This is a genomic window from Pseudomonas phoenicis, assembly GCF_047302395.1.
Lineage (GTDB): Bacteria > Pseudomonadota > Gammaproteobacteria > Pseudomonadales > Pseudomonadaceae > Aquipseudomonas.
In genome coordinates this window covers 3,823,165-3,835,119 of sequence record NZ_CP154852.1, presented here as the reverse complement: position 1 = coordinate 3,835,119, position 11,955 = coordinate 3,823,165, and the positions used below count along the sequence as shown (strand labels likewise).

8 protein-coding genes are annotated in these 11,955 nt (G+C 63.4%); 4 read left to right on the top strand and 4 right to left on the bottom strand.

The annotated features are described in order from the left end of the window. Positions 1–26: 26 nt before the first annotated feature. Together AA0Z93_RS17445 and AA0Z93_RS17440 are read right to left on the bottom strand one after the other, a co-directional pair. Positions 27–1,013 carry a zeta toxin family protein gene (locus AA0Z93_RS17445; RefSeq protein WP_413047701.1) on the bottom strand — a complete coding sequence of 329 codons (987 nt, stop codon included), beginning with the start codon at positions 1,011–1,013 and terminating at the stop codon, positions 27–29. A 152-nt stretch (positions 1,014–1,165) separates the two neighbouring features. Beyond that, entirely contained in the window at positions 1,166–2,437 is a 1,272-nt protein-coding gene (locus AA0Z93_RS17440; RefSeq protein ID WP_413047702.1) for an OprD family porin, read from the bottom strand. 580 nt (positions 2,438–3,017) lie between these two features. On the opposite strand from AA0Z93_RS17440, the gene kdgD reads away from it, so the two are divergent. The 4 genes from kdgD (at position 3,018) to AA0Z93_RS17420 (ending at position 8,636) form a co-directional block, all read left to right on the top strand. Next, positions 3,018–3,929, top strand: a complete 912-nt coding sequence (gene kdgD, locus AA0Z93_RS17435; protein WP_413047703.1) for a 5-dehydro-4-deoxyglucarate dehydratase — start codon at positions 3,018–3,020, stop codon at positions 3,927–3,929. Between the two features lie 105 nt (positions 3,930–4,034). Then, positions 4,035–5,399: an MFS transporter gene (locus tag AA0Z93_RS17430; protein WP_413047704.1), complete on the top strand. Its 1,365-nt coding sequence runs from the start codon at positions 4,035–4,037 to the stop codon at positions 5,397–5,399. 78 nt (positions 5,400–5,477) lie between these two features. Next, the gene (garD, locus tag AA0Z93_RS17425) at positions 5,478–7,031 is read left to right on the top strand and encodes a galactarate dehydratase (RefSeq protein ID WP_413047705.1); all 1,554 of its coding nucleotides are present in this window, start codon (positions 5,478–5,480) and stop codon (positions 7,029–7,031) included. 24 nt (positions 7,032–7,055) lie between these two features. Continuing rightward, entirely contained in the window at positions 7,056–8,636 is a 1,581-nt protein-coding gene (locus AA0Z93_RS17420; RefSeq protein WP_413047706.1) for an aldehyde dehydrogenase (NADP(+)), read from the top strand. 341 nt (positions 8,637–8,977) lie between these two features. Here the strand turns inward: AA0Z93_RS17420 and AA0Z93_RS17415 are convergent, their stop codons facing one another. Next, a complete protein-coding gene (locus AA0Z93_RS17415; RefSeq protein WP_413047707.1) occupies positions 8,978–9,727 on the bottom strand; it encodes a FadR/GntR family transcriptional regulator in 750 nt (249 codons plus the stop codon). A 179-nt stretch (positions 9,728–9,906) separates the two neighbouring features. After that, on the bottom strand, positions 9,907–11,697 hold the full coding sequence (locus tag AA0Z93_RS17410; protein WP_413047708.1) for a thiamine pyrophosphate-requiring protein: 1,791 nt from the start codon (positions 11,695–11,697) through the stop codon (positions 9,907–9,909). Positions 11,698–11,955: the final 258 nt, after the last annotated feature.

Below are 11,955 nucleotides of genomic sequence, written 5' to 3'. Positions count from 1 at the left end.
CGTCAATGGCGCCACCCCCTTCGCGTTCAGGGTTTCACGTATTTCAGGACATATAGGCACAAAGCGTCGAACGTCGTCTGCGGCATCACCTCAGCCAATGCCGCCGCTCGGTCCAGGCTTGCGCAACAGGCCCGCACCATGGCGGCACGAATGTCCGGCTCGATCAATCCGGCGTGCACCACCTGCGCATACTGTCCATACGAACACGGCGCGTCGGCCTCGGCGTTGCGGCGTATCTCGAACGACGGATTCAGCGCGGGCAGCTGCAGGAATGCCTGGCCCCGGTAATCGAGTCGCGGTTGCAACTCGGAAGCCACGAGACACTCGCTATGGCACAGCGGCCGGCTCTCCAACTGTGTCTCGAACCCGCGGTGGTAGAGCGTGATCTGCGAGCCAGGTGCCTGGGCGCAGGCATTCTCGAACGCATCGAGGATGCTGCGTGCGTTGAGCTGCGATCGCTCGATGGTCGACAGGCTGAGGAAGCGCTCCAGTTCACCCTTGCCCAGGCTTTTGATGCCGCGGTCCAGGCTCGCCCAATGGCTGAACTCTTTTTGACAGGCGATCATGTGCACTTCGAAACGGTAGCCCTGCTCCACTGCAACGGGCGGAAATTCCGCGAACTTCGGGCTGTCCAGTGCGGTTTCCATGATGATGTCGAAACGCTGTTCGAAGGCGTGGGTGAAGATTCGCTCGCCCAAAGCCCAGACGAATACCTCGGTATGCTCATAGACGTGCAGGGTGCCATGCGCTTGCATCTGGGCGTATTGAGGATGCAGTTCGCGGTAGGCCGGCAGATACAACCGCACGAAACTGGCGTAGCGATTGCTCGGCAACAGCGTATTTTCCAACAAGTAGGTCTTACCCGAGCCTTGGGCCCCGGCCACGATCAACATGGTGGGGCTGGGCGGACAGGTTTCGCACTGCGCATTGCGGGTCTTGTCGAACAGGGTTTCGCTGAGGGTCTCGAAAGCGTGCTGCAGATCGGCTTCGGTGAAGCTGTAAAGAGTGCTCATGGCGTTCGTCCTGATGGGCGGTCGAAATGACCGGTGACCAATTTAGGAAGTACGCCCGAATGCGGGGCGGCAGTTAGTTACCGACCGCATCCGAACTTGCGCCTCAGTCGCCGTGCGGGCCGGCTGCATGAGGGTCCGACACCCATCTGGTTTCAGAACACATCGATGGGGTATTCGACGATCACCCGAACCTGATCCGCCGAGCCACTGGATTTGCCATTGCCGATGCGATGGGTGGCCTGACGCACCTTGAGCGACAGATCCTTGGCCGGCCCGCTCTGCACCACGTAACGCACCGTCAGGTCGCGCTCCCAGTGGTCCTCGCTGTCGGCGTAATAGTCATAGACGCTGCCCGCCGCGACCTTGCTGCCGTCGACGCCGGTGCCACGGATGTAGCGGGCCTGGAAGGTCAACCCCGGTACGCCATACAACGACATGTCGAGGTCGTAGAACGCGCCCCAGGAGCGCTCGTTGGGGCCGTTGAAGTCGACCAGCTGCGAGGAGTTGGCCAGGAAGATCGAGTCGTGGAACGTACCCGGCCCCATACCCAGATAGTCGAACGGTTGGTCGCCGTCGATGCGCTGGTGGGTCAGCTTGAAGGTATGCGCGCCTTGGGTGTAGGCCACGGCCATCGACCAGGCGGTGACGTCGATCTTGCCTGCCAGTTGGCGCCCTTCGTCATCGGTGCGGTACAGGTTGAAATCGAAGCTCAGGCTCTGGGTATCGCTCAGCGGCAGCGCGTACAGCGAATTCACGTAGGTCTGCCGCCAGATGTCTTCGTAACGCGAGGTGTACAGGCTCAGGCTGAGGCGATCGTTGACCGCATAGGTGCCGCCCAGGAAGTCGACGGTGTTGGTGCCCACGCCTGCGTAGGCGGCGTAGAAATCGTCGTCGCTGTTGGTGCTGTTGAAGTCCTTGGCGGCGGTCAGGTGCGCCGCTTCCAGATTCAGACCTTCAAGTTCCGCGCTGGTCAGCCAGAAACCTGTGGCGGTCGCGGGCAGCAGACGGGTGTCGGCCGGGGCGAACACCGGGTTGTACGGACGCAGGTTGTTGCCATAACGCAGCTCGGTGGCGGACAGCCGCAGCTTGACGGCTGCGCCGCCCGAGCCGGCAGCGTCTTTGGCGCCATCGCCGTCCGGTACCAACACCCCCGCCCCGGCACGCCCGCGACCGCCATCGAGCTTGAACGCCGAGTAGCCACTGACGTCCACCCCCAGCCCCACGGTTCCTGGGGTAAACCCGGAGGTGTAGTCCAAGCGCAAGCCCTGCCCCCATTCACGTTGATCGCCATCCTTGCCTTTGGTGTCGTGATCCCAGTACAGGTTGCGGGCCAACACTTTCAGGTGGCTGTCTTCGATGAAACCCTGCTCCTGCGAGTCCTGGGCCATTGCCCATGGCGCGGCGGTCACAGTGGCCAGTGCCATCAGGCTCCTTGCGGTAATCAACATGCTCGACTCTCGATAATGGTGTATCTGCAACAAAACAGATGGAAAAAGTGGCCGGCTAGCTTACGGAACGTGTCTAGCCTGCGCCAGGCAATCGATCATCTGGGCACAGGCAGGGCTTGCGACCCGGCACTCGCCCACAGGCTCGGCACGGGGTCGTGGTGTGCGCGTGGGTGTGAGACAGAACAACATGGAAAACCAATGTCATCGTACGACTAGGCATGCATACCCGCTGATCGTGTTTTGTTGTCGGGATTCGGGAATGCCGCAATCGGTGGCAGTCGTCGCTCTTCCAAGCCAGAGCGTGCCTAGGCTTCCCCTGCCTCTTCATAGGGTTTCTGGAGAGTGCAGCGGCAGGATAATGCCCAATCTATGTAGCACTATGGCTGACCCCAAGCCTGGGCAAGAATGCGAGCTCCAGCCGGATCAGTACGTTCAGTGATCGATACGACACAAAAAATCCGTGCAGCACCTCTAGCCATCTACTAGGTTGTACGATAACTTATCTTTAGATCGCAGCAACAACCTTCACCCCAAGCGCCACAGGATGCTCACAACAATGAATCCACAAGAACTGAAATCCATCCTCTCTCACGGCCTGCTGTCTTTCCCGGTCACCGACTTCGACGCTCAAGGCGACTTCCACCAGGCGGGTTACATCAAACGCCTGGAGTGGCTGGCCCCCTACGGCGCCAGCGCGTTGTTCGCCGCAGGCGGCACCGGCGAATTCTTTTCCCTGGCTGCCAGCGAATACAGCCAGGTGATCAAGACCGCAGTGGATACCTGCGCCACCTCGGTGCCGATTCTCGCCGGGGTCGGCGGTGCCACCCGCCAGGCCATCGAGTACGCGCAGGAAGCCGAGCGTCTGGGCGCCAAAGGCCTGCTGCTGTTGCCGCACTACCTGACCGAAGCCAGCCAGGACGGGGTGGCTGCCCATGTCGAAGCCGTGTGCAAGTCGGTAAACATCGGCGTGGTGGTCTACAACCGCAACGTCTGCCGCCTCAATGCCGACCTGCTGGAGCGCCTGGCCGAGCGCTGCCCCAATCTGATCGGCTACAAGGATGGCTTGGGCGACATCGAGCTGATGGTGTCGATTCGTCGCCGTCTGGGCGACCGTTTCAGCTACCTGGGCGGCCTGCCGACCGCCGAAGTCTACGCCGCTGCCTACAAAGCCCTGGGTGTACCGGTGTACTCCTCGGCGGTTTTCAACTTCGTGCCGAAAACGGCCATGGATTTCTACAACGCCATCGCCCGTGACGACCACGCCACGGTCGGCAAGCTGATCGACGACTTCTTCCTGCCGTACCTGGACATCCGCAATCGCAAGGCCGGCTACGCCGTGAGCATCGTCAAGGCCGGCGCGAAGATCGCCGGTTACGACGCCGGCCCTGTGCGAACCCCACTCACCGACCTCACTGCCGACGAATACGAAATGCTCGCCGCACTGATGGACAAGATGGGTCCGCAGTAAGCACAGTCCGCGGCCTGCCAGAAGCCGCACGCCGGAGTGGGCTCATCCCACTTCGGCCACAACTCATAAGCCCGCACAAAAATAACTAGTGGGAGTACGACCAGCATGCAAGCGAGCAAAAAGACGCATGTGCGCTACCTGATCCTGTTCATGCTGTTCCTGGTGACGACGATCAACTATGCCGACCGCGCCACCATCGCCATCGCAGGCTCGAGCCTGCAAAAAGACCTCGGCATCGACGCCGTGACCCTCGGCTACATCTTCTCGGCGTTCGGCTGGGCCTATGTCGCCGGGCAAATCCCCGGTGGCTGGTTGCTCGACCGTTTCGGCTCCAAGAACGTCTACGCCGTCAGCATCTTCACCTGGTCGCTGTTCACCCTGTTGCAGGGTTTCGTCGGCGGCATGCCGGTGGCCTGGGCAGTGGTGACCTTGTTCACCCTGCGCTTTCTGGTGGGCTTCGCCGAAGCGCCCTCGTTCCCCGGTAATGCACGCATCGTCGCAGCCTGGTTCCCGACCCAGGAGCGTGGCACCGCCTCGGCCATCTTCAACTCCGCGCAATACTTCGCCACTGCGCTGTTCGCACCGATCATGGGCTGGATCGTGTTCAGCTTCGGCTGGGAGCACGTGTTCGTGGTCATGGGCGCGCTGGGCATCGTGTTCTCGCTGGTGTGGCTGAAAACCATCTACAACCCCAAGCAGCACCCCCGTATCAGCCAAGCCGAGCTCGAACACATCGAGCAGAACGGCGGGCTGGTGGACATGGACCAAAAACGTGGCAACGACGGTCCGAAATGGGGCTACATCAAGCAACTGCTGACGAGCCGTATGCTCCTGGGGGTGTACCTGGGCCAGTACTGCATCAACGCCATCACCTACTTCTTCCTGACCTGGTTCCCGGTGTACCTGGTGCAGGAACGTGGCATGACCATCCTCAAGGCCGGCTTCATCGCCTCCTTGCCGGCGATCTGCGGCTTCATCGGTGGTGTGCTCGGCGGGGTGATCTCGGACTGGCTGCTGCGTCGAGGCAACTCACTGACCTTCTCGCGCAAACTGCCGATCGTCTGCGGCCTGTTGCTGTCGACCACCATGGTGTTCTGCAACTATGTCGACGCCGAATGGATGGTGGTCGGCTTCATGACCCTGGCCTTCTTCGGCAAAGGCATCGGCGCGCTGGGCTGGGCGGTGGTGGCGGACACCTCGCCGAAACAGATCGCCGGGCTGTCGGGCGGGCTGTTCAATACCTTCGGTAACATCGCCTCGATCACCACGCCGATCGTCATCGGTTACATCATCAGCGCCACCGGCTCGTTCAAGTGGGCGCTGGTGTATGTGGGAGCCAACGCCCTGGTGGCGGTCTTCAGCTATCTGGTGATCGTCGGCCCGATCAAGCGTATCGAGCTGCGTGACGATGCGCCCAAGCCTTCGCCCGAGCGTGACGCAAACGGCGAACTGGCCAGCTCGCGTCCCTGAGCGAACACGCCCGCAGCGGTCGACCCGCTGCGGGCGAATGGATAAAAAAAGCCTGAGAACCTGACAAATAGGCCCGATATGCAGCTGATCGAACATTCCGACTCGCCCCACTACGTCCGCCTGCACGACGACGACAATGTCGTGGTCGTGGTCAACGATGGTGGCTTGGGCGAAGGTGCCCGTTTCGCCGACGGCCTGACCCTGGTCGAAAGCGTGCCACAGAGCCACAAGGTCGCCACCGTCGCCATCGCCAAGGGTGAACCGGTACGCCGTTACGGGCAAATCATCGGGCATGCCCTGGAAGACCTGCGCCAGGGCAGTTGGGTACAGGAAAGCCAGCTCGCCATGCCGGCCGCCCCCGAACTGGACAGCCTGCCGCGCTGCGATGCCGTGCCGCAAGCACTGCCGCCGCTGGAGGGCTACACGTTCGAAGGCTATCGCAACGCCGACGGCACTGTCGGTACGCGCAACATCCTCGGCATCACCACCACGGTGCAATGCGTGACCGGTGTGCTGGAGCATGCGGTCAAGCGCATCCGCAGCGAACTACTGCCCAAATACCCGCACGTCGACGATGTGGTCGCGCTCACCCACAGCTACGGCTGCGGCGTGGCGATCAATGCGCGCGACGCCTACATCCCGATCCGCACCGTGCGCAACCTGGCGCGCAACCCCAACCTGGGCGGCGAAGCGCTGGTCATCAGTCTGGGCTGCGAAAAACTCCAGGCTGGCCAGGTCATGCACGACAACGATCCGTCCGTGGACCTCAGCGAGCCGTGGCTGTATCGCTTGCAGGACGCCAGCCTGGGCTTCGGAGAAATGATCGAGCAGATCATGGCGCTGGCTGAAACCCGCCTGAAAAAGCTCGATCAGCGCCGCCGCGAAAGCGTGCCGGCCAGCGAGCTGATCCTCGGCATGCAATGCGGCGGCAGCGATGCCTTCTCAGGCATCACCGCCAATCCGGCGCTGGGTTATGCCGCCGACCTCCTGGTTCGTGCCGGCGCCACCGTGCTGTTCTCAGAAGTGACCGAAGTGCGCGACGCCATCTACATGCTCACCTCGCGCGCCGAGAACCAGGAGGTCGCCGACGCACTGGTGCGCGAGATGGACTGGTACGACCGTTACCTGCAACAAGGCGCCGCCGACCGCAGCGCCAATACCACCCCGGGTAACAAGAAAGGCGGCCTGTCGAACATCGTGGAGAAGTCTCTCGGTTCGATCGTCAAATCCGGCAGCGGCGCCATCCAGGGCGTGCTGGGCCCAGGCGAGCGGGTCACGCGCAAAGGCCTGATCTTCTGCGCGACGCCCGCCAGCGACTTCGTCTGCGGCACGCTGCAACTGGCCGCCGGCATGAACCTGCATGTGTTCACCACCGGTCGCGGCACCCCTTACGGCTTGGCCATGGCGCCCGTGGTCAAGGTCTGCACGCGTACCGAACTGGCGCAGCGCTGGCCGGACCTGATCGACATCGATGCCGGGCGCATCGCCAGCGGCCGCTCGACCATCGAGGCGCTGGGCTGGGAGCTGTTCCACTATTACCTGGACGTCGCCAGCGGCCGCAAACAGACCTGGGCCGAGCAGCATCGCCTGCACAACGACATCACCCTGTTCAATCCGGCACCGATCACCTGATCCACTTACCCCTAGGAGCCCCACATGCCAGAGATCCTCGGCCACAACTTCATCGCCGGCCAGCGCAGCGCCGCTGGCGAGCAACGCTTGCAGAGCCTGGACGCCACCACCGGCGAGGCCCTGCCCTACAGCTTCGCCCAGGCCACCGAAGGCGAAGTCGACCAGGCTGCTGAAGCGGCAGCCGCTGCGTTCGTCGAATTCCGCAACCTTAAACCTGCGCGGCGTGCCGAATTTCTAGACGCCATCGCTGCCGAGCTGGACGAATTGGACGACGCGTTCGTCGCCATCGTCTGCCGCGAGACGGCGTTGCCGGCTGGGCGCATTCAGGGCGAACGCGGTCGCACCAGTGGCCAGATGCGCCTGTTCGCCCAAGTGCTGCGCCGTGGCGATTTCCTCGGTGCGCGCATCGACCAGGCCTTGCCCGAGCGCCAGCCGCTGCCACGCGTGGACCTGCGCCAGATGCGCATCGGCGTCGGCCCCGTGGCCGTGTTCGGTGCCAGCAACTTCCCACTGGCCTTCTCCACCGCCGGCGGTGACACGGCTGCGGCCTTGGCCGCCGGCTGTCCGGTGGTGTTCAAGGCACACAGCGGGCACATGGCGACGGCGGATATGGTCGGCTGTGCCATCCAGCGGGCAGCCGAGCGTACCGGCATGCCGCAGGGCGTGTTCAACATGGTCTACGGTGCGGGCGTGGGTGAGCCGTTGGTCAAGCATCCGGCCATCCGGGCCGTCGGCTTCACCGGTTCGCTCAAAGGCGGCGACGCGCTGTGCCGCATGGCCGCCGAACGGCCGCAGCCGATCCCGGTGTTCGCCGAGATGTCGAGCATCAACCCCGTCATCGTCCTGCCCGGCGCCCTGGCCAAGCGCGGTGAAGCCATCGCCCGTGAGTTGGCGGGTTCCGTCTGCCTGGGTGCCGGTCAGTTCTGCACCAACCCAGGGTTGCTGATCGGCCTGCAGTCGAGCCAATACAGCCAGTTGCTCAGCGAGCTTGGTGGGCATCTGGACCAACAAGCCGGGCAGACCCTGCTCAACGCAGGCGGTTTGCGCAGCTACGTCAGCGGTTTGCAGCACTTGCATGGCCACCCCGGTATCGAGCACCTGGCCGGTCAGGCCCAGGAAGGCGATCAGGCGCGCGCCCAGCTGTTCAAGGCCGACGCGCAACTGTTGGTAGACGCCGATCCACTGCTGCAAGAAGAAGTGTTCGGCCCCACCACCGTTGCCGTCGAGGTGCAGGACCAGGCCCAGTTGCGCGACGCCCTGTCGGGCCTGCGCGGCCAACTCACCGCGACGCTGATCGGCGAGCCCGAGGACTTCGAGGCGTTCGCTTGGCTGGTGCCGCTGCTGGAGGAGAAGGTCGGACGCATTCTGGTCAATGGCTACCCGACCGGCGTGGAAGTCTGCGATGCGATGGTCCACGGCGGCCCTTACCCGGCCACCTCGGATGTGCGCGGCACCTCGGTCGGCACGCTGGCCATCGACCGTTTCCTGCGCCCGGTGTGCTATCAGAACTACCCGCAGGCATTGCTGCCGGAGGCGCTGCGTGACAGCAACCCTTTGGGCCTGCGTCGGCTGGTGGACGGCAAGTGGAGCGAAGGCGCGATCTGAGTGCGCTGAAAAGCAAAGCTCCGTCTCTGCGGTAAGGCTGGTCAGTCGAGCCGCGATATTGTCACTTGGGGCCGCTGTGCGGCCCATCGCGGCTGAACCGGAGCGCCGGCCGGCCGCTCCTACAGAGGACGCATGTTCTACTGGAGCGATCCCGACAGCAGACGCACATTCTGCTGAAACGCCCCCAACAGCAGGCATATATCCTATAGGAGCGGCCGGTTCGGCGCCCCGAGCAGCCGCGATGGGCTGCGAAGCACCCCTGATGACACCAACTAGCTTGAATGATCGGTATTACACTTTTGCCGGGCTTCGCGTTGCCGACACTGCAAACGCGACCGCACTCAATCCTTACGCGCTTCAGCCTCTTCATGCACTTGGCGCAAGCGCTCGCGGCTATTGCTCAGGTGCATGCGCATGGCCATCTTCGCCCCTTCGCCATCGCCCCTGGCGATGGCTTCGTAGATCGCCTCATGCTCGTGCCTGAGCCGACTCATGTAATGGGCCTGGTCATCGTGTGCCAATCGCGCCGAATTCACCCGTGTGCGCGGGATGATGCTGGTGCCCAGGTGGTCGAGGATGTCGGCGAAATAGTGGTTGCCGCTGGCCTGGGCGATGCGTAGGTGGAATTGGAAGTCCGCCGACACGGCGTCGGTGGCATGTTCGGCACCTTCGTTCAGTTCGTCCAGGGCCGCGCGCATGCCAGCCAATTGTTCGTCGCTGCGGCGCTGTGCCGCCAGCCCCGCCGACTCGACTTCCAGAGCGATGCGCAACTCCAGAACGGCCAACACCTCGCGCAACGTCACCACGGTCGCAGGGTCGATGCGAAAACCCGCCGTCGTTCCTGCGTTCAGCACAAAGGTGCCGATACCATGGCGCGTCTCCACCTGCCCGGCCGCCTGGAGCCGGGAGATCGCCTCGCGCACCACGGTACGGCTGACACCTTCTTCGGCCATGATCTGCGATTCGGTCGGCAGCTTGTCGCCGCGCTTGAGCTGACCGCTGCGAATGCGCCCGGTCAGCACCGTGACCAGTTCCTGGGCCAGACTGCGTGGCTTGCGCCGGGCTCTGGCCTGTACCTGCTGCTCTGTCATGCCCTGTGTATCACCTGGGAGAAATAGCCGTCATGATAGCGCAGGCGGTTGTACGATCACATGCGCTGGATGGTGATAGTTCGCTGCGATCCGGCCGTGGGCGGGTACGCCGACCTGTAGGCGACCCGCCGAGCTGGCACGGCGACGCCGCCGCCCTGTAGATGGCCCTAGGCCGCCCGTCAACTTTTCTTGCCTGGCAACACACTGCTCAGTAGCTGCTTGGCCGTCTGCTTGATGACGCCCACCTCGTCGGGGTCGCCCTTGAGCAAGGTCGAGGTGAATTTCTTCGCCTGGGCCAGCTTGATGTGCGGCGGCAGCGGCGCCACGTTGGGGTCGGTCTTGAACTCGATCAGCACTGGAACATCGCTGGCCAGGGCTTTCTCCCAGGCACCGGCGACGTCCTCTTCACGGTCGACGAAGATGCCTTTGAGGCCAATGGAAATGGCGAACAGGTGGTAGGGCACGTCAGGAATGTCCTGGGAGGCCGAGAACTTCGGATCGCCTTCCATGACCCGCTGCTCCCAGGTCACCTGGTTGAGGTCCTCGTTGTTGAACACCGCGCAAATCCACCGTCCATTGCCCCACTGCTGCCAGTACTTGGCCACGGTGATCAACTCGGCGAGGTTGTTCATCTGCATCGCGCCGTCGCCGACCAAAGCGATCACCGGGCGCTCGGGGTGGGCGAACTTGGCAGCGATGGCATAGGGCACGGCCGCGCCCATCGAGGCCAGGCCGCCCGACAGCGAACACATCATGCCTTCGCGGATCTTCAGGTCGCGGGCGAACCAGTTGGCGCAGGAACCCGAATCGCTGGTGATGATCGACGCGTCCGGCAGTTGCGACGACAGCTCGTGCACCACACGTTGCGGGTTGATCGGCTCGGCGCTGACCATTGCGCGCTTGTCCAGCTTCTTGTCCCAGGCGGCACGGGCGCGCTCGATCTTCTGTTGCCATTTGCGGTCGGTCTTGCGTTCGAGCAGTGGCAACAGCGCGGCCAAGGTGTCGGCGGCATCGCCCGTGAGGCTGACTTCCATCGGGTAGCGCAGGCTGAGCATGCCAGGGCTGATGTCGATCTGCACACCGCGGGCCTGGCCCTCCTTGGGCAGGAACTCGGCGTAAGGGAAGCCCGAGCCGATCATCAGCAAGGTGTCGCACTCCTCCATCAGCAGCGAGCTCGGTTCGGTGCCCAGCAGACCGATGCTGCCCGTGACCCACGGCAGGTCATCGGGCAGCACCGCCTTGCCCAGCAGCGCCTTGGCCACGCCAGCCCCCAGCTTTTCAGCGATGGCACGTACCTGCTCACTGGCTTGCAGCGCACCGGCGCCGACCAGGATCGCGACCTTCTTGCCCTCGTTGAGCACTTGCGCAGCGCGTTCCAGGTCGTGCTCGTAGGGTACGGTCTTGGGCCGGCTGTAGCCCACACCCGAGTGCACCGTGCCATGGACGCGCGCCGGCTCTTCGTAAGGCAGGTCCTGCAAGTCGTTGGGCAGAATCAGCGCCGTGACACGACGCTCGCCTACGGCGATGCGCACCGCGCGGTCGAGCAGATGGCGTACCTGCGACACGTCGGACGCCTGCTGGACGAACGCACCGGCAACATCCTTGAACATCGACAGCAGGTCGAGCTCTTGCTGGTAATGACCGCCCAACGCGGTGCGCGCCTGCTGGCCGGCGATGGCCAGCACCGGCATGTGGTCCATGCGCGCGTCGTACAGGCCGGTCAGCAAGTGCGAGGCACCGGGGCCGGAGGTGGCGATGCACACGCCCAGTTCGCCAGTGAACTTGGCATGGGCGCTGGCCATGAATGCGGCCATTTCCTCATGGCGGCATTGGATGAATTCGATCTTGCCGGGCGCACGGCGCATGGCCCCGAACACACCGTTGATGCCATCACCGGGGTAACCGAAGATGCGCGTCACCCCCCATTGGCTGAGCCGTTCGATCAGGAAATCGCCTACCGTGGTGGTCATGGTCCGAGCCCTCTATGGCTGTGTGTGCATGGGTACGTCGAGCGTGTGACCGAGGGAGCGCCGGGGGTGTTCAGAGAACTTCCATGAAGATCGACCAGCACGATGAGCGTGGGCCTTGGCATGTTATCGAACGTTGGCAAGTTGCATTGGCACCGTTTTGGTGAAGACGGCTTATCGAAGTGGTTGGATTCCAAAAGCGTTTGCCTGCCCCTAACGTAGACCGCATGACTTCATCAGCTCTTGCGCCGCGAGGAGATA